Below are 25,039 nucleotides of genomic sequence, written 5' to 3' on the forward strand. Positions count from 1 at the left end.
CCATTAACTTATATACTTTTTATGTGCACTTTTTACATTACTTTGTTTAACCATTGCATAATGTAACGTCGTATCTATCCTTTTATGCCCTAAGAGTTGCTGCAGTTGTTCGATTGGCATACCTTTATCAATTGCATGAGTCGCTAACGTCCTTCTAAATTTATGTGGATGTACCTTGTTAATATTCAGTCTCAATCCGTAAGAGCGCAAACGTGTTTCTATACCACCAATTGATATTCTGTGATAAGGAGCTCTTAAACTAACAAATAGTGCGGGGTCATTATCACTTCTTTGATCTAAATATTTTTGAAGATGAATCTTTGTTCTCGCATCAAAATAAACTGTCCGTTCTTTTTCTCCTTTTCCACAGACAATACACTCTCGATTATAAAAATCAATATCTTGTCGGGAGTGTAAAATAGTTTGTGTAAATCGGTATTGCATGAATCTACTTTATGCCCCATACTGGGGTAAACAAAGATAAGGACGGTAACAGAATGGCAAAGTGTAAAACTCCACCAACTACCCCAGGCGAGCAGATTGCTCAGCAAATCCTCAACAACTACGACATCAAGAGCGCGGAAGACGTACAGGACGTCCTGAAGCAGATTTTTGGCCCCATTTTTGAGTCCATGCTCAAAGGTGAGATGGAAAATCATCTCGGCCATAAGAAGCATGAGCGCTCCGAAGACGGTGACAATGTCCGGAACGGCTATTCATCCAAGACGCTCAAGACCTCTCTGGGCGAGGTTCCTATCCGCGTCCCTAGGGATCGCCAGAGTACGTTTGAACCGCAGATCATCAAGAAGCACCAGCGCGACGTTTCGTCCATCGAGGGCAAGGTACTGGCGATGTATGCCCGTGGCATGAGCCAACGCGACATCGCTGCAACCATCGAAGACATCTACGGCTTCCAGATGTCACATGAACAGATCTCCACCATCACAGGCTGCGTCATGGAAGAGGTCGAGGCATGGCGGAATCGTCCGCTCCAGTCGTTCTATCCATTTGCTTTCGTCGACTGCATCTACGTATCGCTGCGCACGGAGTATGGCGTCCAGCAGGTGGCCGTCTATGTCATGCTTGCCTATGACGTCAACGGCTGCAAGGATGTCCTTGGCCTCTGGATCAACGAGACGGAGAGCAAGCATGACTGGATGCAGATCTTCGACGAGCTGCGGGCTCGCGGCGTTAAGGATCTTGGCATCCTGTCCATGGATGGCGTGAGCGGATTGGAGGAAGGCGCCAAGGCTGTATTCCCGCATGCCACGGTTCAGCGCTGCATCGTACACCTCATCCGCAATTCCATCCGCTACATCCCACGCAAGCAGTGGAGTGCATTCACGAAGCAGCTGAAGCTCATCTATGGTGCCATCAACGTCAAGCAGGCCCGTCAGGAATTCGAGAAGTTCAAGACCGACTGGCAGGCTTATCCAGGCGCGGTCAGCGTATGGGAAAACAATTTCTCACACGTCGAGCAGCTCTATAACTATGGCAGTGCCGTGCGCAAGATCATGTACACGACCAATGCCATCGAGAGCGTCAACTCTAGCTTCCGCAAGGTGACCAAGAAAGGCGCTTTCCCCAACGAGGATGCAGTCTTCAAGATTTTCTACCTACGCATCCAAGAGCTCTATAAAAAATGGAAAGGTCGTCACGTCGCAAGCTGGGCGATGGTCCGGAACCAGCTGCTCATGGACGACAGGATGTCTCAGCTTATGCAGCAATACGATGTTGCTTATTGAATCGATTTACACAAAACTCTTGACACACCCATCTTGTCTATTTAAAGATACCATCTCTCCAATTCTCATTCCTGAAGAAGCAAGTAAATCTATAATTGCCAAATCGCGATTTTCAACACAACTATCTCTCATAATTTCTAACTCTTCATCTGAGAATGTTTCCTTAACTGTAAACCCCGTCTTTATTTTGTGAATTCTCCTAACTGGGCTTTTCAGAATATAATTTTCATCTTCCAACCAAGAAAAGAAACTTGAGAGGATACGTCTAATATTATCTATAGTGGTCTTTCCCGAATCATTTCTCTTTTGATAAGCAGTAAGATATCTTCTTATAGAATCCGTATCAATTTCTCTCACAGCCATTCCAATCTCCATTAGAAATTTTTGGAGTGTACTTCCATAATACCTAAGTGATTTTTCAGAACATCCTTCCAACTTCTTCGCAGAAAGAAACATATTTAAAAAATCCGGTTCTTCCTCTATAAATCCTCTTCTTATAAATAAATCATACTTCGATAAAACATTTTGTAGTACATCCTCTAACTGACCACACTGGACATTATTTAAATATGGTAACATTCTCTCTACAACTTCTTTAATAATCGGTGAGCTCATAATCATTCTCCTCACTAGAGAACGATTAACAACGGCAGTCCCTATTTTAAATAACTCCCGCCGTTGAGGGAGAAAATATAACTTACATAAATGATAATTTAGTGGCCTAGTCTCCAATAACCGCCTGTCCATTAATTAATAACGGTAAAAGACTATTTCGGACATCTTGCAATCGTTGTGATTCACAAGTATTTCGTGAAATCATATCAAAATATGGTTGAATTAATTTGTTAAACAAAATTATTTCATCTTCAACAGGAACATATATAGGCCGCTCTTTAAGTATTGGTTTTTGAAGATGTTTTAAACCAGTTCCAGTAAAATACTTAATGTCTATTTCATGTTGGATGGCTTTTAATAATAAGTATAGATAATCAGCAAGATTATATTTGGCTGTTATACACCAGGTATCAGTTGAATATGCTGCTTTCCCCACATAAAACCTAATACCAACGTTCCCGCCGGTGTTGATATAACAATTACGATCGTCAACAAAAAATGAATCCCATGCTAAAATACCATTCCCACTTGTAAAAAAAGGAAACCTACCGTTAGAGCACTTTGCTTCATTTACTTGTACTTGTGATTTAGGATATTCGTGGATAATATCGCTTAATAATCCATTAGGAGTTCTGTTAAAGAAAAAATTCATGTAGATTAGCTTTGCCAGCGCCTCTAAATTATCATTTATCTTTACATTGTTTTGTATTTTAGCCTCTATTACTGATAGCAATCGGGCTATTTTAATTTGTACAGAATACGTGGGAATCATAACTGGAATTTCAGATAAAATACCCGTATTTAAATTAGGCATGTTAGAACCCACTGCATGATTTGTAATCCACTTTCTTACATGCACATTATCCAGATAATACGATAGATATTTGGAATTAATTTCTGTTGTTTTTACCCTAACTCTAAAGCACCCTGTTCCACACAAAAAATCTTCATCAGAATCAATATAAGCGTGCTTTTCGATATCCCCTCTTCGTGGAAATATTATATCTCCATTCTGTACCGAATATCGAATTAATCTTTGAAAATCATTCTCCGATATACGGGCGACATCCTCAAAATTCAATTTCCCATCTTTAATATCTTGGGGCATTATTACAGGGATGCCTTCCATCTTATAATCACTTTCATGTAATTGAGAGCCAAATGGCCCCGTAATAATATCTGCCACATCCCCTAGCTGCACAACTTTACTCATACTTCACCTTATTCAATTGTTCAATAATTTCATTTTCTAATTTCGTATTTTCTTCAAAATATTTCAACAAATCCTTTTTATATTCATCCATCTTTACTTTGAATTCTTCTGGAGTAAGGGGAATATATTCAATTTTTACATCAAAATATTGTCCTGCAGCTAATGAATACCGCTTCTTCTTAATCTCATCATAAGTTACGGCTACAGAAAGATCGTCTACCGTCTCTTTATTTCTAAATACTTTAACTATTTGTTCTATTTCTTCATCTCTTAATCTCCGTTTTTTATTTTTCCCGTCTTTATACTCCTCACCCATTTTAGATGCATCAATTAAGCAAACTTTTTCTGTTTTCTTTGAATTATCAAAAAACAATACAGAAACATTCGTACCTGTTGTAGCAAAAACATTTGATGGCATGCTGATTACACCACTAACAATTTTTTCATCAACAAGATGATGTAAAACTTTCTTTTCGACACCACTTTTAGACGTTAGAAATCCGGTAGGAACGACAATTGCGCCTTTACCATTTTTCTTTAACGAATTTACAACGTGCTGAATAAAGAGGGGGTATATTGCCATTTTAGATTTATCTTTTTTAGGCACAGTTGGAACTCCCGCCCAAAATCTAACTGGCATCTTAGCAAGTTTCTCTCTTGTATCTGAAAAATCCATCTTAAACGGAGGATTTGAAACCACGTAATCAAATTGGCGAAGATTCTGTCCATCATCAGATTTATGATATGGTTCGGACAATGTATCCCCTTGAATTACATTGTCCATAGAGGAAACTAATCCATTCAGTATTAAGTTCAGTTTCAACATTTTATTACTACGTTGAGAAATATCCTGTGAGAAGATCGTACACTTATCTTCGCCAATCTGATGAGCAAGTGCCATTAATAATGTACCGGTTCCCGCGGAAGGATCATAACATTCAACGCTATGGAGATCTTCATTATCTCCAACTAATAGTTCCGCCATAATGGCTGCAATCGAATGCGGCGTATAATATTCCGCGTACTTTCCGCCGCCAGAAGTATTGTAATCCTTGATCAGATATTCAAAAATCTGGGCAAAAAAATCATAGTTCTTAGAAAAGGCTTCATCAAACGAGAAATTAACTAATTTATCCACAAGTGCTCTTGCAAAGTCTGCCCTTTGTGATTCATCTGTTACAAAAGGGGTTAATTTCTCAAACAACGGGACTTGTGTTCTCTGAGAGGTTTTTGTTGAAAAGATTTCAGAATTAATATCCGAAATGTTAATCATAGTCGCATCAAAAATAAGATCGAAATCGCCTTTCGATTGCTGATTCCAGAGATTAGATATTAGATGTTCTGGATAAAGGACCGGCACATCTGGAGAAAGCTGGTCAAGTAAATCCTCTCGCTCACTTTCGGACATATTGGCATAAGCAGTTTCCCACTTTTCCGCTGTCGCTAAGTTAGTATCAATTTTTCTAATTTCATACCCAAACTTGTCATTCAAATATTTGTAAAGAAATACTTGTGTAATAATTTTAAATTCATTACCATCATTCCCCAACCCAAATGTCTGACACGTAGCTTTTAGTCCATCAATCAGGGCATATGTTTTCTCTTTTATTTCCATATTATTAGAATATCCTTTTTAATTCACACTATACATACTGTTATACTGTTCTAAATACTGACGTGAGATACTTTTTTGGATAAATTCTCTGTCTTCTCTAGTATTTGATAAATGTAACTTATCTAATCCACGCTTAGTCTCTACCATAACAGTCTTCGCAAAATAAGCATCTTTCTTCAAAATATCATTCCTATCATAAACTTTATCGTCTATGACATCTTTGATGTACAAAAGAGCCATCATAACTCGTTCATCATATTCCGATATCAGAGGTTCCTTGTGTTCGGCTAATCGTAATTTGTTTTCCTCATTGATACGTTTATGAACACGAGCAAATTTGTAATCCCCATGATACTTACGTAAAAGTGCATTATTACGTTGTTTCAGTTCATTAAGTTTTTTCAGTATCTCATCCAGATTTTTTGTATCTTCATTGAACTCATCAACACTATCTACCACAAAGCCATGCTCTTTAAACCGCTTCATAAAAGCTTCTCTTAGTGTGATATATTCTGGATCTTCCTGATCAAAATTTTCAGAAAAAGCTCTTACAGCTTTATTCCATTTTTCTTTTAATTCTTCCCCACCAGAAATGATTTTAAGCTCTTCTGACCCAAGGTTTCTAAACGAAAACGTGATATCCATCATTGCTTCATTAATGATTAGTTTTGTGCTATCTTCTTTCGCAAAAGCGGCTTTCTCATTAATGATTTTGATATGGTGATCAACTTCTTTAATCATTTCAGGAAGATTTTCTATTTTATACTTTGAGAAAGCTTCTTTTAATTCATCATCACCGAAAGTACGCACGATATTATAGCAATCTCGTGCTGATAACAGAGATTTCTTTAAATTCAACAATTCTTTTTTATTGTCTATCATTGAAATTTCAGAACTAAACACCTCTAAATCACTTGTAGTGTACTTAAACAGCTCCTGTTTAACTTCATGCATTTGCTTGATAAGAGCATCTTTATTTTCAAGCACGGCACGGAATGTATCAGTTGCATTCTCCGGTCCAACTTCGTCAGGATCATTAAATCTATTTAACTCCTTTAAATAGGCCGCATTTGTCTCCTCGAAATTCTTTTTTATATCTGCGAAATCGACGACATAACCATAACGATTATCTTTATATGGCCTATTGACTCTTGTAATTGCCTGAAGTAAATTATGATCTTTTAACTTTCTACCTAAATACAGTCTTTTAAGTCTTGGTGCATCAAATCCGGTCAATAACATGTTAAAAACAATTAAGAAATCTATGGTCATATTCTTCTTAAAGTCTTTAATTATCTGCTTTTGTGTCTCTTTATCATTGCTATCGTATAAGATTAAAGCTGCTTTAAAATGACTTTTCCTTGGTGAAACTTGATTTAACTCATTTTGAATCTCATTAAAATACGAGTATAGTTTCCTGGCCTGGCCACTAGTTTCACATATAATCATGCCACCTAACGTATCATCACCGTGTACCAGACGGAAAGTCTTCATATCACTGATAATAAACCGGAGCAATTCTTTTACGTAATTCTCATGCTCTACAATTGCTGCTTTATTTACATCCCTTTTATTCACTAGAGCTTCAAGCTTCCCATATATCTGGGTAAGTCTTTCCCTATATGAGGTTTCGATATCTTCTCGGATAATTTTTAGTGTATAGCCGTCTTGTATGGACTTATCGTAATAATAGGTATGCAGATACTCCCCAAATACCTTCCACGATGCTCTTTCCTCTTTCAGCAGAGGCGTTCCCGTAAGTGCTATTTTTATGGAATTCGGATCCGCCTCAAATAAATTATTTAAAAATGAACCTTTAGGGTTATATCCTCTATGGGCTTCATCTATAATAAATACTCTTTGAAGGTTAGTAGCATACGGAGGTAGGTCCACCTTTGCTTTATCTTCAGCGAATCGCTGGATATTTACAACCGTAATTTCAGGTTTCCCAGTATATCCTTCCAATGCTTGATTTTTCCTGAATTGCTCCATTAATTCATTTCTTGAATTCGCTGTTTTAATTTCTAAGCCTCGGGCCTCAAATTCTTGAGCAGCCTGTTCAAGCAGATCAAGTCGGTCTACAATGAAATAAAATTTTGCGACTTTATTATGTTTTGCAAAGTAATCTGAAAGAACGTATGTTAAATGGAAGGAAAGTGCCGTTTTTCCACTCCCCTGTGTGTGCCAAATGACGCCTGCTTTCTTCCCTTTATCAATTTTGTCTCTTACTGCAAGTGACGCGAAGAATTGCTGATATCTCATAATATTTTTCTGATCGATTGATTCAATTTTTCCATCTACTTCTCGATCAATCCTAACGTAAGCAATACCGTACTTCAGTAAAAAGAGTAATCTTTCCGGCGAGCACATCGACGTAATAATTCTATTGGTCGGTGTATTTATATTTAAATTTGTCTTATATTCCGGTGTCGAATGAATAACCTGACAGTTGAAATCCGTTAAAATTTTCTTTTCTATGCGCCTATCTATGTCTCTATAAGGATAGTCACGAATAAACGGCGCCACCTCTAAGTTCCCAGGATTTTCTTCCCTAAAGCAGTTAAATGGAGCATTCTCACGCGAAGCCGTACAATAGAAAGCTCCCTGAATAGGAACTATCCCGCCTTCAGCATCATATTCCATGTTATTAGAAAAAATCATCAGTTGCGTAATGTTAATAAACCTTCTGAATTTCCTATTTGGAAATCTAACTTGGTTCATTCTTTTACTTTCAGCAACCATACCGCCAGCATTATTTGGTTTTTTTACTTCAATAAAAACTAGTGGCAGACCATTGATAAATAATGTTATATCCGGTCTGAAATTATCATCATCTCTTTTATAGGTAAATTCAGCAGTAAAGTGATATACGTTATTTTGCGGATTATCATAGTCTATCAATTTAACTGGAGACAAAGATCTAAGCCTTTTATAAAAACTGCGTCCTAAATCATCGTTATCCAATTCCTGCCTTATTTCTCTTAGCAGCTGGTCTCCGATTCCTTTATGCTCTGGATTTAATCGATCCATTTGATCTCTAAATACATTTATTAAAATACTGTCATCCGGATCATATTCTATTCCCGCCATGTCCTCAGTAATTTTCCCAAAATATTTGTATCCCAGTCTGGTTAGATGGACTAGCGCAGGCATTTGTACACGTGTTGCCTCATTAAAACTTCTTGAATAACTCGTCATATGCCTGTCCTCCCTTCATCAACATAATCTTTTATCTTTTTCCTGCCGAACTTGGTGCCTTTTTTAGTTACACTTCTTCTTTTTATTATAAGTTGCCAATGTATAAAAGTCATTTTTAAATTTACCTATCAAAATGACCTACGCTTTGCAACTGTACAACAACGTTTTCAGCAAAAAAGTCCCCCGGATGGGAGGACTTTTTCAATTTCTATTCTATTTATTCTTCTCCTATATATACGCAGACATAGTCTTCGCCGTCTTTGACGATGCCGAAAGGAATGGTATCGCCTTCGTGAACGCCGAAGTCTTTGTAAGGTTCATTCAGGAGTTTTCCGATGACATGGTCTTCTGCCACATCCATGCTTCGCACCCAGCATATTTCGACGCCTTCCTAGCCTTCCTTCATGAAGAGGACGCGGAGATCGTCGGGGAAATCGGGATGGCGGAGTTCATCTATGGCATCCATGGATCGGAAGAATTCCAGACCTTCATTTTTGAAATAGCCTTCGTTGATGAACCGGATCGTTTCCTCAAACGGCGTCGTATCGACATCGGGATGAAGGATGATATTCCAGTGAGCGGCGCTGCCCCTGCGGACCTTCAGGGAAATCGTTCCGTCATTCGGAAGAGGAATGAACCTGTCCCCTTCCCTTTTCGCAGAAGCGAGGATTTCAAACGTGAAGCCTGCTTCGTTATCAATATAGCCATACCCCAAAGCCCCATCGGCCCCATCGGCGCCGATCTTCGCAGCCTCAAGTAACTCCGCCAGGTAATCATTCATGGCAAAGAAACAAACCCGGTGATACATGTCTCTGAAACTCAGCTGGCTGACAAGTGTCATAGAAAATCCTCCTTTTCTCCCCGTACTCGAAAAGTAAGCAGCAAGAGCCGTTCCGCACGGCCGAAGACCTTCCCTTAGCTTGATTGTAGCATACGGGGTGGGGGAACGGAGGAAAACATGGAAACCGCGTGGCTTTCCCTCTACTCCATGATTTCGTGTATCTTTTTGATGATGGTCTGGTCAGCAGGAAGCCAACCAACGGTATCCAGACTGCTCTTAGTCAGCCATTTTGCAGCTTCCGCTTCTTTGAGAACAATGGTACCTTCCCTGACTTTGGCAAGGAAGGTATCCATGCTGAGGTGGAAGTTTGGATAGTCGTATTCGATAGTGCCAAGAAGTGGACCGACTTCTATTTCCACTTCGAGTTCTTCCCGAATTTCCCGGCGAATCGCTTCTTCAGGTGTTTCGCCTTTTTCTATTTTCCCTCCGGGGAATTCCCACTGCCCTTTAAATTCTCCGTATCCTCTTTCCGTGGCGAGGATTTTGGTGGGATGGTCGAGGTCATCAGCAATGACAGCGGCTACGACTCTGATCGTTTTCATAGAGCCTCCTTACTGTGCCAGAAGCTTTCCTGTCTGGCGAATGAATTTGGCCGGGATGGGGCGTTCAAGGTGCCAGATGATATTCATAGGACTGCTGCCTTGGTGGCTCACGTATTCGGCCTTGCCGAGGTAGACGAAAGGCGCAGTACCGGTCTGGTCTTTGTTGTATTCTCTGACGAAGAGGAGAATTTGGGATCCCATTTCCTTATGGTGGATGTAACGCTGTCCAGTATTGGATGCTTCGGATGTGGTGCTCTGGCTCTGCCAGTGGAAGAGATGCTCATTGATGGAGTAGTCGGCATACATGGTCGTCGGGGAATAGTCTTTGTCGGCTTTGTTCAGCGTATTGATGAAAAAGTCGAGGTTTCTGTCTTTCAGGTAGAGGACGCCCTGACGCATGGATTTCGCTCTTTCTGGATGGCCGAGTGCGACGAGAATCTGGTCCTTGGTGTAGTGGCAATGGAGGTCGAGCGGACAGGTGAAGCCAAGATCGACATTCTCATCGACGAAGTCGAGGTGGTCGAGGTTGTATTGCAGAATATTGCAAATTTCCTGGCACATGACGGGATTTTCCCGGATAGAGGCCATGTCACCTTCCAGGTCGCTGTAATCGTGAGGATCTTTAGTGCTGTTTGTCGGCCAGACGGTATACTGGAACATTTCGAGCATGAGGCGTCTTTCTTCTTCTGTTGCATCACTGACGGTACCCGGCATGAATTCTGAAAGGATGGTCTGGATCCATCTCCGGGAGTCGATGGCACAGATTTTACCCATCGCTTTGGTAATGGTATCCTCGAGCGGTTCTTCGAAGTCCTCCCGCTTGTCCGCCTTCACGCAGAGGCGGTAGAAGCCGGCAGCATTGGTCCCTTTCGTTTCTCTATCGGTGTAGAGGTCTTTGATATCCATGCTGTAGTAGGAAAGGAAATTGTCCAGGGTGAGCGGTCTTCCGCTGTCTTCTTCAAAGGTACTAATTCCCTGGATGAGTCTGCCCTGTGCGCCAAGAGATGCGTTGATATTTCTAAGGATGTTTTTGGCTGCCTTTTTCTCGAGGTGGATATAGCAGCCGCGCGGGACGGAGATGAAACCTCTCTTGATCTCATCCGCCAGACTTCCGTGAGCTTTATTCAGAAGGGCTGTGAATTTTAATTCAAAGTCGTATTTCTTATTGGCCTGTCCTATGAAATCGAGGACGGTGAGGCATTCTTTTCCTTCAGAGAGACGCAGTCCGCGTCCGAGCTGCTGGAGGAAAATGGTCAGGGATTCGGTCGGCCTCAGGAAGAGGATGGTATTGACGGATTTGATGTCGACGCCTTCGTTGTAAAGGTCGACGACAAAGATGAATTTCACCTGACCGGAGACGAGTTTCTGCTCGGCGGATTTCCTGTCTGCATAGGACGTATCGCTCGTCAGGTACATGGATGGCACGTCATGGTCGTTGAAATAGTCGGACATGAACTTTGCATGGGCTTTGGAAACGCAGAACCCAAGGCCAGTGACATCGTTCCAGTCGGTCACGTAACGATCTGTTTCTTCAAGGACCCATTCGGCTCTTTTCTTCGCGCCGTACTGTTCCATGGAGTAGACGTTGGAAAGCTCGGAGGCATCGTAGCCGCCTCTCGTCCAGCGGATCTGGCTGAGGTCGGTCGTGTCGTCGACGCCGAAATACTGGAAGGGACAGAGGAGTTTCCTGTCGATAGCATCGGGCAAGCGGATTTCCACGGCAATGCGTCCGTCAAAGTACGGCAGGACGCTCTTTCCATCCATTCGTTCCGGAGTTGCCGTCATGCCTAGAAGAATCTTCGGCTCATAGTAGCTGAGGAGTGACTGGTAAGAAGGCGCAGCCGCATGGTGGAATTCGTCGATGATGATGAAATCATAGTAATTCTTGTCCGGGACATGTTTCGTGAAATCTTTGGACTGGAAACTCTGGATGGAAACGAAGAGCTGGTCGATAGTTTCCGGATGATTCTCACGTCCGACGAGAAGGCTGCCGAAGGTCGGATCTCTCATGACGCTGCGGAAGGTCGCAAGGCTCTGCTGCAGCAGCTCTTCCCTGTGCGCAACGAAAAGAAGTCTGGGTTTTCTCTCATGGCCGAACTTCTGGCAGAAACGACGATAGTCGAGCGCAGCGACGACGGTCTTTCCCGTCCCTGTTGCTGCGACAACGAGATTCTTATAGCGATGATGGATTTCCCTTTCCGCTGCGAGTTTGTCGAGGATCGCCTGCTGGTACGGGTACGGCTGGATTTCCATGATGTAAGGATTCGTGCCGAAGTTATTGAAATTCGGATCATCCTTATATCTTTCCCTGTAAATGGCCTCCTGCAGTTTCTTGCTGTCGCCTTCCTGGTACGTTTCAAACTCGCTGGAGTTCCAGTAACTTTCAAACGTCGCTTCCATCTTGTCCATCGTGGACGGCTGGTCCTGAGAGGTAATCTTCACATTCCATTCCAGCCCGCTCGAAATGGCCGCGCGGGAAAGATTTGACGAGCCGATATACGCCGTCGAGAAACCGCTCTCGCGGTAGAACATGTAGGACTTCGCATGGAGACGTGTCCTCGCTGTATCATAGGAAACTTTGATTTCCGTATTGCTGAGCTTGGCGAGCTCCTCGATTGCCTTCACATCTGTCGCGCCCATGTAGGACGTCGTAATGATGCGAAGATGACCCCGCTCAGTGAACTTCTTCAAAGGTTCGAGAATAAGACGAATCCCGCTCCATTTCACAAAGGAAACAAGAAGATCGATCCTGTCAGCGGACTCAATTTCCTTCGCGAGCTCCACAAACATCGGCGGTTCATGATCCGAACCCGTAAAGAGCGAACTCTGCGCCAAAGACGTGCCCGGACGCGAGAAACTCCCATGCTCCTGGAACGCGAACGCGGAATTCTTCGTATTCACGACCGACAAGAGCTGATCCACCCTGCGCTCCTGCGTGAGCGGAAGTAGATCCTTCCCGCTTTCACTGCCGAGTGTGCTGAGCATCTGATTGATCAGACGGACCTGCTCTTCTTCTGCCTCATCCTTCCCGGACTCCTCTGCCACAGCCGTCAGCCGCTTCTCAAGAAGCTTTGCCACATACTCCGCCAGAACCCGCGCCGACTCAGCAGCATCCACAGCCCCGGTCTCCACCCGCTGCCGCTCCGCCGCCTCCGCCGAGCGAATCTCCTCCTTGAGCTCCTGATTGATCAGCTGCTCATACAACCCCTGCCTCAACATCAAACCACCAAACCTTCCCAGAAAACCGTAAAAATCTTTCCTAGATCTAATTATACCAGGGAGTAATGAGTAATAGATGAGAAATTCATGAGAATGCTGGAGAAAGATGAGGGAGTATAAACCATACAACCACACGCAAAAAGAGCAGCACCTCGATTTTCTGAGATGCTGCTCTTTCTTTTTATTATTCTTTTATTACTCTGTTGCTTCTTCCGATGCCTTTTCCTCGAGATCCCTAAGTGTAACTTTATCTTTGTTTCTCCAGCTTGTCAGTCCATTTGCATTCTTTCCAACAACAAACATGGCTGCAGCAGACGGGCTGGTGGAGAACTGGTCCTCTGTTATATTCCCGTTTTCATCAAGAGAGACTTTTTCTTTGCGTCTTTTAATGGATTCCAAAACTGTACCATCATTCACGAGCGAAATGTGGCTGCCTTTATAGACGATGAAGCCTTCATTCGTCTGCCGGCCCGTAGCATGTACTGATCCCACATCCGTAATCTTCCTGTCCAAATACAGCAACGGTTCTTCATCTGGTTTTGGTTCTGGATCTTCCTGTTCATTCTCCTGTTTATCGTAAGGCTCGAATAATTTATATCCTAATGCACCCATAACGATTTTGGCGTAATCGATAAATTCTTCCATTTCGTTTTCTTTCTCTTCCGTAGGATTGCCAATATTAGGAGTATCTTTATTTTTCACTTCGTACCGTTTAGCTTTAGTGGCAGGTTCACAGAATCGATGCTCAAGGTAACTGATTTCCGTTGCCCCCAGTATATCGTTAGAGGTGGTAAATGCTACAGCTTCATTCCAATAATCTTCCTCTTCCTTACCTATATGTTCCGATATCCGATTGAGAAGTCCTTCTCCGGTTTGTCGTACTATCGCCTGGCCAACGTAAACCGCCTTTTCTTTATCTTCTTTCTCTGAGTCGCCAAACAAGAAATAGACGCCGCTCTGCTTGAGATTCTTGCGGTCTTTGCACTGCTCAAGCATGATTCTTGGAATCTTATATGCGATGCCAGTCCAGTTTGCCAGCGTACATTTAGTACGTCCCGTCGCTTCGCCGTCCATTAGAAATAATTGTATTGTTTTTCCATGAGCTGCCATTCCTATCACTCCCGATGCCGTTCCACCAATAAAAGCACTCGATATCTCCGAAAGACTTATTTATTCTCATTATAGCAGGGAATAAGGAATCACTATTACATTTCTATTTTCATGAACCACTTTGAAACTCTTATTCATCTGCTCTCTGCCAGATCGAAGAAATCTTTCCTGCTGATATCCAGGCCGCTCTTTGCCAGGCGTTCACTTCTCTCTATAAATCTGATCTAATATCTTTTCTCTGTCACTGATTCTTCCATAATGAAGGAGCCTGTGGCAGATTGGACAAAGGCAGATGACGTTGGCATAAATATCAAGACTGTACTTGAATTGCTTTTGATGGCTCAGCGGAATTACATGATGGCCTTCCATGTACGCGTGATTTGTATTGTTTACGATGAATGTCTCATGATGATGATCGACTTCGCAAAGGTAGTGTTCTGCTTTAAGGACCTGATGCTTAATAATAGGGGATCTTCTGTACCTTTCGCTGGTTATCTCATAGTGATATTTTTCTCTTGGTATGGGCTCGTCAAGTTTTGAAAGCTCCACTTTTGTATCTTCATCTTTATGTGAATCAGACCATTGACCACGGGCAAAATCTATATAACTCTGGAGCCCGCTGCGATACATCCTATGACCTTTTTCATTAAGCGCTACAAAGTCAGGATCTTTTTTCAGAATTTCTTGCACATCAAGTAAATGTTTCAAGGATTTAATTTCAAAGATGGAATGATTGACAAGCCCTTTTTCTTTCAAATACCTACTGATTACCGTGTCGAGCGCACCCATATAATGCTTAATCGAGGCTTCAGACAATCCTTTTATTTCTTCCATGTACTTAATGAAGTACTCTTTCAGAGCATATTCCTCTCCCGCATTTGGCGCCTGTTCATCGCTCATCCATGCCACCTCTTTCTCATGAATACCATTTCCGCCAGATTTCTTTTTTTATTATACCAAGATCAATCTTGTACCGTGTATGTTTCGAGGCCAGCTCTACGATTGCATTCCATAGAACGAATTCCAGTCGTACGGTGTTTTTTTCGCGATAGTTTTATTCACTTTCCCCTTCTTCTCAATTTCTTCTTGCAGATAAGTAAAAGTGAGCATGGCTTATGCCTGTTTTGATTGCTATTCTTTCGGTTATAAAATATAATTTTGTTAGTTATATTTACAAAATAAGATACTTTATGCATTCTGCAAGTATTGGAATATCAAATATTAATATTCCATACATCTGGAATACTTACTTATTTTGCAGATCTGGGAAATCTGCATTGGGAAGGAAGTTTTAGTAGGGAGGGATGTGTATGGCTTCTTTAAATCATGTCTGTATGTGGGAGGGGCATGGTTGGAAGCGGATTACGGCTGAGGAGGCTGCTAAGCGATATCCCTATGGGACAATCCATGCTGACAGCGGGCTTTTCATGTGCGAATTATGCGGTCAGTATGTCAGTCTGACGAATGGCTCCATACGGGTGCGTTATTTTAAGCACAGCCGCGCGGAGGATGAAAAGACCTGCCCGGAGCGTACCTTCGGCCCCGGCGCTTATCCTACATATAGTTCAACGGATCATGACTTGCCAATCCGTATTTGTGTTTCTGGCAATCCACCTTCTTCGTTTAGTCTGGAGATGGGTTTAGTTCGTGTTCCTGAGAATTTATTGGAGAAAAATTTTAAACTGACAATTTACCCCAAGGGCGAAATCAGATCGTTTTCTTTCACAAAAGAGCGCCTCAATAACGACCGCATCATGTATCTTCCTTTATGGGATCATCCATATGAGACTTATACGCTTCATTTCGAAAACGGGAGCAATGAGTTATATAAATTCTGGCCATCAATGGTCAAAGGCATTAATCCGAGAGGAACGTTATTTGATAAAGCCTCTGGTCGAATGCTCTCCAATGATGCTGATGTGGAAATTGGAAAGGAATACTATCTGCTGAAGCGGAGTTTTCTTCCCCATAGTTCCAGGACGGTAAAGGTCACAAAGCTCATGCAGCAGAGGTATGGAGGAGAATCGTGGATTTTAGCTTCTGTTATCGCTTCTGAATTTAATGAGGATGCAGCCCGTTTCTTTCTTGATTTCCATTACCGCCTGACGGATAAGCCGATTTCCCTTCGCCCCATTTGGCCGCTGTTTGTGGAAGGCGAGTCGAATATCAAGCACAATCAGACAACCATGTACATGCTTGTCGAAGGGAATACGACCGCATTCCAGACATCTCCTTTTACAAAGGTAGATCCATTGCATGTTAAAGCAGAACAGCTGAAGCTTTTTAAGGTGAAGTGTTCTGACCGGCAGCACTTAATATCGGTAGGCCGTTCGCAGGCTCTGCAGTACACCTATTTCTGGAGAGAAGCTCTCAATCAGGAAGGAACTTGTCCGGAAATTTCCGTCACTGATTTCAAAGATACCGTGATACAACCTGGGGAGACAGATGTGCTCCCCAATAAAAAGACCTTGCTATTTAAGTCCCCCTATGATGGTGAAATCGTTATCAATCATGCAGGACGTATAGATAAGAGAGATATTAAAGCAGACGAATCTGCCATGATTGATGGAATCACGTATGATACTTCCATTCATGTCATGATCGGACTTGATGTTGTCTGGCAGATTGAGTTCAAGAGGCAGGTATCCGCCGTTTCTAGCAATGAAATGGAAATTTTAGACGAACTGATTCATATGCCGGGTCCTTCCATCCCTGTCCCGCACGCTCTTTCAAATATTCTTCTTGGCATGAGCTGCTATCCACAGGTCTGCCTATGGATTCGAAGATGCATCAAGAAGGGCAGCATCAAAGAACAGTCTTACCGAAAACTGCAGCACATGTATCGCAGCATGCATATGAATCAACCAATCCGGCCTTACTAACTTTTATAAAGAGGGGAATATAATTATGGCTAATCCTAACAATTCAAACCATCTTGCGGAGTATGACGATACCAACCTTGCTGCTCTGCCTGGTTATGACTATGGTAACGATGATAGTGGTGAGATTATCTCCTTATGCCGTATCTTTACGGACAAATTCGAAAACCGTTGGCTATCCCGCTGCGCCGATCTGAACACTTATGGAAATTATGAGATTTTCTATCAGGATAAGAACGAACCGCCCTACTTTAGAAACAGAAGCAAACTTTACTACAATTTCTTTGAAAATAGTAATACAACTTCTGATGCTGGATTCTATGGCATATGGACCTGGTCTGCGACGCGCAGAGACACGGATGAAACAAAGGATTTTCTCGTTGTAAATTATACCCCGGAAATTGATGCTATCGAAGTTAAAATCATGGAAGATTCCTTCTCTCTCGATGAGCTGATTAGGCTTTTGAAAAAGGGAGTCGATTTTAACCTTAACAGTGGCAAGGTCATGTTTGCCATCAAGTCTGGAAGCCAATATACAGGCATTTTATGCAAGGCAAAAGATCTCGATATTAATAATGGAGTGGCCGTCTTTAGTAAAAATTACACAATAGCCCCTGTCTATCGGTTTGGAGGGAACGACATTTTAAACTTGCACAATGGGTTCCTCTTCTATAGAAAGCCTTTTGCTGGTATCCCCATCGACCTTTATCCGGTAAGAGGACCTCGAGAAATCGTTAAAGATATCATCTTTGATTCCCTTTCCTGGAACGCCTGCAAGGCACGAGGTTTGACCCATGACCAGCATAAGAGTCTGAAGAATTTTATCGGAACCATCCCCGACTCTGATGTCACAGAAAAAATTGTATCTGAATTACATTGCTCTCTTACTGAAGCCCAAAACTATCTGGATGAATTCTTGGATAACGCTGTCAGCTATATTGACGGCAGCAGCATAGAAGATGATGTACTCGGTTCCGCCATTTCAGCCAATGATGAACTTTGGGAAAAAGGCAAAAATTCGATTCGGGAAGAATTGGTTAAAGAGAATGAAGACCTTATTGCTGAATATAATTCCCTCAATGACGATTTAGGCACCATCAAAAATGAAATCAAGGCTTCAAAAAGCACTCTTGAGAAGGCAAAGGCAGATAATGAACAATTTGAACAGAGTCTTGCAAACAGAAAAAAATTAGCTGAGGATGTAGAAAAAGCTGTCGCTGAAAAAATTCAAAACGCACGTGAAAATGCTGCTGAGTTTCTTGCAACCATGGCATTCACTACCGCCCTGCCGGAGAAGACTGAAAAAGCAGTGGAAACGGCGAAAGTCCCTGCCCTCTACCACACATTGCCCGCCAGAGGTGATATTAATGATCTTGAAGTGTATCATTCCTGGACACACGTTATAGATACGACTGCTTTTGAACTTGAACTGGCTGGAGTTTCAGGGAAGTATTCCAGTGGCCTTGCTTCTTTCCTCTGCGCTGCTTACAGCAAGAAGCAGCCGATTCTCCTTGTGGGTCCAAATACCAATGATATCATTCAGGCATTCTGTGCTTCTGTAACTCATCTTGATCATATACACGGAATTCTCCATTGCGAAGGAGAATTCAACCATCAGGTAATCGCTGAAATAGGTACTCATAATGAGGACATTGTCATCATTCATAATCTTCTGGGCAGCAGATGGATGAACGGACTTCCTGAGATTCTCTCCAAGAAAGATATTTTCTACATCGTTGAACATCCCTATGCAGAAGATATCCAAATTGAACCAAGAAGCCTCTATAACTTTATACTACCCGTTTTTACGGAATTCCTTGTTGATAAAAAGGCAGAAGGTGGTTACCGTGGCGGTTACTTCACCGAAGTCCTGGATCCTAATAAAGCTCCTGAAGATAACCATGTACGGTTAAAATCACTTCCAAAACTTGGACTGCCTGCTTTGGTAAAAAATCAAATCACTTCTCTGGCTGCTTCAATGCATGGTATCTATCCGGAAGTCAGCGGAGATGATGATTTCCTGCTTGCACTCCTTCCGATTGCCTATGCCACGATGAAGATGGACAAATTGACTGAATCACTGGATTCCTCAGATATAGCTCTTTCTAAGGATTTGAAAAGCCGCATGGAATATGTATTAGGAGATATCCAATGAACGAGTATGAGAAGCTTCTGGAAAATGTATCTGACAAGTATCACATCTACCGGGGAGCTAAAGAACCTGAAAATGACTGGAAAGCCCGTGTAATTTACAGCATTTGCGGCATGATGGCGTACACATCGCTCTGGGATGACGAGAAATCGATTTCCATTGTGCATCTGAAAAGACGTGTCCGCCGCATACTCAAGGATTATCTTTCCCTATATCCCAGTGTTTCCAATGAATTCCCTGCTTTCACCGCTGATGAGGAGGCCGAGAAAGTCAGTCCGTATCCAACGACAATTGAAGATGAGATTGCAGACCTGTTCTTAAAGACGGGCGTCGTTTATCATAAACCTTACAGAATTGTCCCCGCCATGAAGCACGAGGAAAAGATTGACAATATTTGCTTCCAGCGAGGTCTTGCACCGGAAAGCATTTCCTGCGTATCCGGACTGGGCTTCTATTCTCTGGTCAAGGAGGCTTCCTCTCTGGCAGAGGAAGCCAAAGAAATGAAGGACATCAGGGATATGTTCGGCCTGTCACAGGATAATCTAAAGACTGTATGGGAAAAGACACTATCTGCGGCTTCCTGGAAATCCGTAAAGCCATTTGAAACGCCCACCAAGTACCTTCTTCTGAATCCACCTTTTTCTTATGGATATTGGACCAATAAGCCCGATAAAACCGGGCAGGTCTCTATTCTTCGAACGGGCCAGGAAGGGGCTCTTCTGTACTATCTTTATCGGTATGAAAATAACAAGCTCAAGGTAAGTCCGCTGCCTCCCTGGCAGGTGGAGTCTCATAATTACAGAGCTCTTTCCTGCGCTCTTCTTTCCGAGAACCAGACGCTGCCTCCTATTGAATATTCTGTAGATGGATCCTTGGTTCATGTCCATTTAAATTACCTCCTGCCGCCCAGGGAACTTCACTTCCTGAAGCTTTACAGTTGGCCGGAAAGAGCGAATATTCTCCCTAGCAACTTTCACAGAAAACTGACAAAGGTCGTATTCACTGTCATGCGGAAAATACTGACTGAGGAAGGCTATGCATTTAAAGAGAAATAAAGGAGGCACTACCTGATGCCCAACGGAGCAAGTTCCATTCATAAGCAGCTTCGAACGGAGCTGGAGAATTATATTAAATCGCAATTATTCGGAAAATCCCCGGTTTTACTATCATCGCTCAACGCACATATTGATGATGAAGGCCTGCTTTACCAGAAGCCTTACATTGAGTCTTCACCTGCTTATGTCACTGTAGAAAACGGTCTGGCAAAAGCAGATCTTGCTCCATGGATGAAAGACTATTTCTCCGATCTGGCAAAAGCCGGCATCGGCATTTTCCCATCGCCTTACGAGCATCAGATACAAGCGCTTGAAGCAGCCGCCAGAGGTGAAAATCTATTCGTTTCGACGGGCACTGGTTCCGGTAAAACGGAATGTTTCATGTGGCCTCTTCTGGCCAAGATGGCTTCTGAAGCAAGATCCTCAAAGAAAACATGGGAAAAGCGCGGAATCCGCACCATCATCATGTATCCGATGAATGCGCTCGTCTCTGACCAAGTCAGCCGCCTTCGGAAGATGATTGGAGATCCCAAAAAGAAATTCATTACCGCATTCAGGAAAACTTGCGGCAGCGTCCGCCGCCCTCAATTTGGCATGTACACCGGGCGTACGCCATATCCGGGAGAACAACCATCGAAGGATCCGGACCGCAAACTTGAACGGACTCTTCGCCGAATGTCTTTCCCGGAAGATGATTCAGAGAAAGAATTCTTCCAACATCTGCAGGAAGAAGGAAAGATTCCAGCCAAAGCAGACATGGCTGATTTCCTTGATCGGCTTCATGATAGCGATCATACCCCAGATCCGGAAGACGCAGAGCTGATCACCCGTTTCGAGATGCAGCAATTCTGCCCGGATATACTGATTACCAACTATTCCATGCTGGAATACATGCTCCTGCGCCCCAGAGAAAGAAAAATCTGGAGTGACACCCGCGAATGGCTCGCCTCCAGCAAAGAGAACAAACTTCTCTTCGTCATCGATGAAGCACACATGTACCGCGGCTCATCCGGCGGAGAAGTTTCCTTATTGATCCGCCGCCTTTTCCATAAACTCGGCATCGGCCGGGATCGTGTGCAGTTCATCCTGACGACAGCAAGTATGCCGAACCAGAGCCTGAGCGACAGGGATGCTGTCATGACATTTGCCAATGAATTGACAGCTTCCGATGAAAAGACGGAGTTCCGCTATCTTAAAGGCCGTCAGGAAATCATCGATAATAATGCAAAGTATGATATTCCCGCCGATCTTCTCTTACATTCAGATCCAGGAAAATTTGAGAACCGAGATCTCTCCGCCCTTCTGGATCTCTGGAAGAATGCCGGTCATTTTGATACTTCCATCAATTCCTTGGAACCTCTTTACAACTGGATGTACGATCACCTGATCGATTACCGTCCCTTCCATAATCTGATCAAGGCTTGCCGTGGAAACGCCGTTTCTCTGGGCGAACTTTCTTCAAACATTTTCCCCACGCTCAATTCGGATGATGCACTGAAAGCAATAAGCGTCCTTTTAGCGATTGCACCACTGGCAAAAAATGCGAAAGATTCCGTCCTTTTCCCTGCCCGTATGCACATGCTCTTCAGAGGTATTTCCGGGGTCTACGCCTGCACCAACCCAGAATGCAGCCACTCTCATTCAGATGGCGGCCTTACTTTAGGGGAAATTTACTTGTCTGACAGTGGCCTGACCTGCCCACACTGCGGCAGTGTCGTATACGAGCTCTATAAGGACAGAGGCTGCGGCGCGCTGTTCTTCAAAGGCTATATTCTGGATGGTGGTTTCTTTACCCATGAAAGCCATGTCTACCTTTGGCACTATCCCGGTCAGCTCATGGATAAGAATATGAAGGAAATCCATTTATTCATTCCGGAGGATGATTATCTGCCCCCTAAAAGCAGCGGCAAAAGTGCCATCAAACCATGCTATTTGGACATCAAGAGCGGATTTATTAACTTTGCCGATGACTCGCTGGCAGGCAAAGAAGGAATTCGAAAACTCTATTACTGTAACCACTCTGTCAAAGATCAGCCCGGGGTTATTACATTCGCGGACTGCCCGCACTGCACCCACAAACTTCCTTCGACTCAGCTTGTATCATTCAGTACACAGGGCAACTTATCATTCTTCAATTTAATCCAGTCTCAATTTAAACTGCAGCCTGCTGTTCCCGGGAAGGATAAAGATCCGTATCATTTTCCCAATCAGGGCCGCAAGGTTCTGCTCTTTTCGGACAGCCGTCAGCGCGCAGCAAAACTGGCACGGGACATGTCGAATGCTTCTGACATTGAAGCGGCAAGACAATTATTTGTCCTTGCTTTGGCAGAAATGGAAAAGCAGGGCTCTAAACAGTCCATGGATTCTCTTTATGATTACTTCTGCCTTGCAGCAGGGCGTCATCATTTGCAGCTTTTCCACGGAGAAGAACGAAATAAATTTGAAGAAAACTGCCGCTCCGCATTACGGAATTACGAACGCTATACAAAGCGAAACAGAGATTATGATCCAAGATACAAAATAACAAATGCACCTTTGAGGATGCAGGAATATGTCCTCCGCTTATTTGCGGGTGGTTACAATACGCTCTATGACTCTGCCACAAGCTGGATTGAGCCCACAGAGAAAGCACTTGAGGCTGCCGTTGATGAACTAAGTGACCAAGGGATAGAGATTTCGGAAGAGGAATTCAAAGATTTCTTTAATGCCTGGATGCTCTATATTTCTGACAGATATACAGCTCTCGGACACACAATCAGCGATACCATCCGCATGGAAGTCCGCCCAAACTTTGATGGCTATGGCCTTAAAGATGATTGGGCCCTTTCAGCAATTATCCGGGAAGCAGCAGGATGGCAGGAAAGCGGGAAGAAAATAGGAACTAAAGTTCAAGAGAGTAAAGAAGAACTGGTCTGGAAGCAGGTTTTGAAGGAACAGTTCCTTGACCATGCCCAGCCGGATAATGGCAGACTTTATGTGGATCTTACCAGAGTCAAAGCACGTTTCGATCCTGACCATGTATGGTACAAATGCGAGCAGTGCTCCGAGCTGACGCCTTTCCTCCTGAAAGGAAGATGCCCCTCATGCGGCGCTGAACACATCCATGAAATGAGGCCGGAAGAGTACGATGCGCTCAGCTTCTGGAGAAAACCGCTTCAAGATGCGCTCGATGGCAAACCTATCCAGGTCATTGATACGGAAGAGCATACCGCACAGCTTTCTCATAAAGACCAACGTGATGACCTCTGGAGTAAAACGGAACAGTATGAACTCCGTTTCCAGGACCTGGTTCAGGATAATGAAACTCCTGTCGATATCCTCAGCAGTACGACAACCATGGAAGTCGGCATCGATATCGGATCCCTCGTCGCCGTAGGGCTTAGAAACATTCCTCCGACACGCGAAAACTATCAGCAGCGTGCCGGCCGTGCGGGCCGCCGCGGATCCAGCTTGTCTACCATTATTACTTTCTGTGAAAACGGCCCGCATGACACCATGTATTTCAAGGACCCGACGCCTATGCTCCGCGGTGATCCACGGAGGCCTTGGATCGATGTACAGAGTGAAAAACTGCTTCAGCGTCATCTGTCCATGGTTATTCTTCAGACATATCTGGATACATGCGGCAAGAGTCTTGACACCCTGCCCGCCCATGAATTTCTGAAGGAGTTCCTCCCGGATTTCAAGAAATATATGGAAGGCGGATTGTATAATTAAGTTGAACACTTAAAAATCCATAGCGAACCCTTGTGGTAAAATGTAGTTGCACAAAAAACACAACCACAAAGGAGAATCGCTATGGATCAAAATCATTTTACCACGGATACGTTACGCAAAAAAGGGGCTCATTTAACTTTTGAGGAACGAGTCATTATCCAAACGCGTCTCCGCGACAAGCAATCGTATCGGAGCATAGCCCGTGAGATTGGGTGCTGTGTCAATACGGTACGCAACGAGGTGAAGCGTGGCAAGGTTCTTTGCTATAACGGCAAGGTGGAACGCTATCGCGCAGCAGACGGGCAAAGCACCTATGAGGCGCATCGCGAAAACTGTGGTCGCAAATGCGACGCCATAGCAAAGGGAGCATTCCTCGACTATGTGCAGAAGAGACTTCAGGAACATCACTGGTCGCTCGATGCCTGCTTTGGCAGGGCACTGGTTACGGGAGAATTTCAACGTGGCGAGATGGTCTGTACGAAAACCCTGTACAACTATGTCACGCTGGGGCTCCTAGGAAAAATCAAGAGTATTGACCTGCCCTTGCGCGTCAAGCGAAAAAACGCCAGGAAGCGGGTTCGTGAGCGTAAGAAGAAGTTCGGCCGCAGTATAGATGAGCGCGATCCTTCTGTGGATGAGCGTCAGGATTTCGGGCATTGGGAGTGTGACCTTGTACTGGGATCTCGCTCAAAGGACGAAGTACTGCTGACTCTGGTTGAGCGCAAGACACGCTGTTCCCTCATCAGAAAACTGCCCAACAAGGAAAGTGCCTCTGTAATAGCAGCCTTCAGAAAATTGAAGGATGGAATGTTCCGCGGCTGTTTCAGCCGAGTGTTCCTCAGCATTACGACAGACAATGGCAGTGAGTTTTCTAGCCTGTCGGAGCTAGAGAAACTAAGTCACACACGGATCTATTATGCGCATCCGTACTGCTCCAGCGACAAAGGTACGAATGAGAATCACAACGGCTTATTCCGTCGATTTCTTCCCAAAGGGAAGAAAATCCAGGATTCCCCAGTGGAACACATTTCCAGAGTAGAGTGCTGGGCCAACACCCTGCCAAGAAAAATACTCGGCTATAAGACACCCGAGGAGTGCTTTAGGGAAGAAATGCTTGCAGCACTTACTGCATAAAGGT

Annotated in this window: 17 protein-coding genes; 6 read left to right on the forward strand and 11 right to left on the reverse strand. The window is 43.6% G+C overall.

The window, feature by feature from the left end:
- Positions 1 to 3 precede the first annotated feature (3 nt).
- Positions 4 to 444, reverse strand: coding sequence for a tyrosine-type recombinase/integrase (locus Dia5BBH33_RS09515; protein ID WP_143332895.1), 441 nt, complete (start codon positions 442 to 444; stop codon positions 4 to 6).
- Between the two features lie 53 nt (positions 445 to 497).
- Between Dia5BBH33_RS09515 and Dia5BBH33_RS09520 the strand changes: the two genes are divergently transcribed.
- On the forward strand, positions 498 to 1,745 hold the full coding sequence (locus Dia5BBH33_RS09520) for an IS256 family transposase (protein ID WP_143332165.1): 1,248 nt from the start codon (positions 498 to 500) through the stop codon (positions 1,743 to 1,745).
- A gap of 6 nt (positions 1,746 to 1,751) precedes the next feature.
- Here the strand turns inward: Dia5BBH33_RS09520 and Dia5BBH33_RS09525 are convergent, their stop codons facing one another.
- From Dia5BBH33_RS09525 to Dia5BBH33_RS09565, 10 genes are all read right to left on the reverse strand, one after another.
- Complete coding sequence (locus Dia5BBH33_RS09525; RefSeq protein WP_143332896.1) at positions 1,752 to 2,360, reverse strand: tyrosine-type recombinase/integrase; 609 nt, start codon at positions 2,358 to 2,360, stop codon at positions 1,752 to 1,754.
- A 106-nt stretch (positions 2,361 to 2,466) separates the two neighbouring features.
- Positions 2,467 to 3,573, reverse strand: a complete 1,107-nt coding sequence (locus Dia5BBH33_RS09530; RefSeq protein ID WP_143332897.1) for a restriction endonuclease subunit S — start codon at positions 3,571 to 3,573, stop codon at positions 2,467 to 2,469.
- A complete protein-coding gene (locus Dia5BBH33_RS09535; RefSeq protein WP_143332898.1) occupies positions 3,566 to 5,188 on the reverse strand; it encodes an HsdM family class I SAM-dependent methyltransferase in 1,623 nt (540 codons plus the stop codon). Before Dia5BBH33_RS09535 ends, Dia5BBH33_RS09530 begins: the two co-directional genes overlap by 8 nt.
- 18 nt (positions 5,189 to 5,206) lie before the next feature.
- Positions 5,207 to 8,386: a type I restriction endonuclease subunit R gene (locus tag Dia5BBH33_RS09540; RefSeq protein ID WP_143332899.1), complete on the reverse strand. Its 3,180-nt coding sequence runs from the start codon at positions 8,384 to 8,386 to the stop codon at positions 5,207 to 5,209.
- A gap of 217 nt (positions 8,387 to 8,603) precedes the next feature.
- Positions 8,604 to 8,747 carry a hypothetical protein gene (locus tag Dia5BBH33_RS11080; protein WP_157952076.1) on the reverse strand — a complete coding sequence of 48 codons (144 nt, stop codon included), beginning with the start codon at positions 8,745 to 8,747 and terminating at the stop codon, positions 8,604 to 8,606.
- 30 nt (positions 8,748 to 8,777) lie between these two features.
- Positions 8,778 to 9,227: a hypothetical protein gene (locus Dia5BBH33_RS09545; protein ID WP_143332900.1), complete on the reverse strand. Its 450-nt coding sequence runs from the start codon at positions 9,225 to 9,227 to the stop codon at positions 8,778 to 8,780.
- A 140-nt stretch (positions 9,228 to 9,367) separates the two neighbouring features.
- Positions 9,368 to 9,769, reverse strand: coding sequence for a (deoxy)nucleoside triphosphate pyrophosphohydrolase (locus Dia5BBH33_RS09550; RefSeq protein WP_143332901.1), 402 nt, complete (start codon positions 9,767 to 9,769; stop codon positions 9,368 to 9,370).
- Between the two features lie 9 nt (positions 9,770 to 9,778).
- Positions 9,779 to 12,988, reverse strand: coding sequence for a DUF3427 domain-containing protein (locus Dia5BBH33_RS09555; protein WP_144269434.1), 3,210 nt, complete (start codon positions 12,986 to 12,988; stop codon positions 9,779 to 9,781).
- A 195-nt stretch (positions 12,989 to 13,183) separates the two neighbouring features.
- On the reverse strand, positions 13,184 to 14,098 hold the full coding sequence (locus Dia5BBH33_RS09560; protein WP_143332902.1) for a GIY-YIG nuclease family protein: 915 nt from the start codon (positions 14,096 to 14,098) through the stop codon (positions 13,184 to 13,186).
- A 201-nt stretch (positions 14,099 to 14,299) separates the two neighbouring features.
- Positions 14,300 to 14,998, reverse strand: a complete 699-nt coding sequence (locus Dia5BBH33_RS09565) for an HNH endonuclease (protein WP_144269218.1) — start codon at positions 14,996 to 14,998, stop codon at positions 14,300 to 14,302.
- A 410-nt stretch (positions 14,999 to 15,408) separates the two neighbouring features.
- Here Dia5BBH33_RS09565 and Dia5BBH33_RS09570 point away from each other — a divergent pair, with 410 nt between their 5' ends.
- The 5 genes from Dia5BBH33_RS09570 to Dia5BBH33_RS09590 all read left to right on the forward strand — a co-directional run bounded on the left by Dia5BBH33_RS09570 (position 15,409) and on the right by Dia5BBH33_RS09590 (position 25,035).
- On the forward strand, positions 15,409 to 16,980 hold the full coding sequence (locus tag Dia5BBH33_RS09570; RefSeq protein WP_144269219.1) for a hypothetical protein: 1,572 nt from the start codon (positions 15,409 to 15,411) through the stop codon (positions 16,978 to 16,980).
- 25 nt (positions 16,981 to 17,005) lie between these two features.
- Complete coding sequence (locus Dia5BBH33_RS09575; RefSeq protein WP_144269220.1) at positions 17,006 to 19,132, forward strand: coiled-coil domain-containing protein; 2,127 nt, start codon at positions 17,006 to 17,008, stop codon at positions 19,130 to 19,132.
- Entirely contained in the window at positions 19,129 to 20,184 is a 1,056-nt protein-coding gene (locus tag Dia5BBH33_RS09580) for a hypothetical protein (protein WP_144269221.1), read from the forward strand. Before Dia5BBH33_RS09575 ends, Dia5BBH33_RS09580 begins: the two co-directional genes overlap by 4 nt.
- 15 nt (positions 20,185 to 20,199) lie before the next feature.
- Positions 20,200 to 23,901 carry a DEAD/DEAH box helicase gene (locus Dia5BBH33_RS09585; protein WP_144269222.1) on the forward strand — a complete coding sequence of 1,234 codons (3,702 nt, stop codon included), beginning with the start codon at positions 20,200 to 20,202 and terminating at the stop codon, positions 23,899 to 23,901.
- 81 nt (positions 23,902 to 23,982) lie between these two features.
- Positions 23,983 to 25,035 (forward strand): IS30 family transposase, encoded by a 1,053-nt coding sequence (locus Dia5BBH33_RS09590; protein ID WP_144269223.1) that lies wholly within the window; start codon positions 23,983 to 23,985, stop codon positions 25,033 to 25,035.
- Positions 25,036 to 25,039 lie beyond the last annotated feature (4 nt).

The sequence above is a fragment of the Dialister hominis genome (genome assembly GCF_007164725.1).
In the GTDB taxonomy this organism is placed as follows: domain Bacteria; phylum Bacillota; class Negativicutes; order Veillonellales; family Dialisteraceae; genus Dialister; species Dialister hominis.

Coding starts and splice junctions, on each gene's coding strand:
- Dia5BBH33_RS09575 (WP_144269220.1), top strand. CDS start 17,006: ATGGCTAATCCTAACAATTCAAACCATCTTGCGGAGTATGACGATACC.
- Dia5BBH33_RS09570 (WP_144269219.1), top strand. CDS start 15,409: ATGGCTTCTTTAAATCATGTCTGTATGTGGGAGGGGCATGGTTGGAAG.
- Dia5BBH33_RS09590 (WP_144269223.1), top strand. CDS start 23,983: ATGGATCAAAATCATTTTACCACGGATACGTTACGCAAAAAAGGGGCT.
- Dia5BBH33_RS09520 (WP_143332165.1), top strand. CDS start 498: ATGGCAAAGTGTAAAACTCCACCAACTACCCCAGGCGAGCAGATTGCT.
- Dia5BBH33_RS09580 (WP_144269221.1), top strand. CDS start 19,129: ATGAACGAGTATGAGAAGCTTCTGGAAAATGTATCTGACAAGTATCAC.
- Dia5BBH33_RS09545 (WP_143332900.1), bottom strand. CDS start 9,227: ATGACACTTGTCAGCCAGCTGAGTTTCAGAGACATGTATCACCGGGTT.
- Dia5BBH33_RS09515 (WP_143332895.1), bottom strand. CDS start 444: ATGCAATACCGATTTACACAAACTATTTTACACTCCCGACAAGATATT.
- Dia5BBH33_RS09550 (WP_143332901.1), bottom strand. CDS start 9,769: ATGAAAACGATCAGAGTCGTAGCCGCTGTCATTGCTGATGACCTCGAC.
- Dia5BBH33_RS09535 (WP_143332898.1), bottom strand. CDS start 5,188: ATGGAAATAAAAGAGAAAACATATGCCCTGATTGATGGACTAAAAGCT.
- Dia5BBH33_RS09525 (WP_143332896.1), bottom strand. CDS start 2,360: ATGAGCTCACCGATTATTAAAGAAGTTGTAGAGAGAATGTTACCATAT.
- Dia5BBH33_RS11080 (WP_157952076.1), bottom strand. CDS start 8,747: ATGGATGTGGCAGAAGACCATGTCATCGGAAAACTCCTGAATGAACCT.
- Dia5BBH33_RS09540 (WP_143332899.1), bottom strand. CDS start 8,386: ATGACGAGTTATTCAAGAAGTTTTAATGAGGCAACACGTGTACAAATG.
- Dia5BBH33_RS09555 (WP_144269434.1), bottom strand. CDS start 12,988: ATGTTGAGGCAGGGGTTGTATGAGCAGCTGATCAATCAGGAGCTCAAG.
- Dia5BBH33_RS09530 (WP_143332897.1), bottom strand. CDS start 3,573: ATGAGTAAAGTTGTGCAGCTAGGGGATGTGGCAGATATTATTACGGGG.
- Dia5BBH33_RS09585 (WP_144269222.1), top strand. CDS start 20,200: ATGCCCAACGGAGCAAGTTCCATTCATAAGCAGCTTCGAACGGAGCTG.
- Dia5BBH33_RS09565 (WP_144269218.1), bottom strand. CDS start 14,998: ATGAGCGATGAACAGGCGCCAAATGCGGGAGAGGAATATGCTCTGAAA.
- Dia5BBH33_RS09560 (WP_143332902.1), bottom strand. CDS start 14,098: ATGGCAGCTCATGGAAAAACAATACAATTATTTCTAATGGACGGCGAA.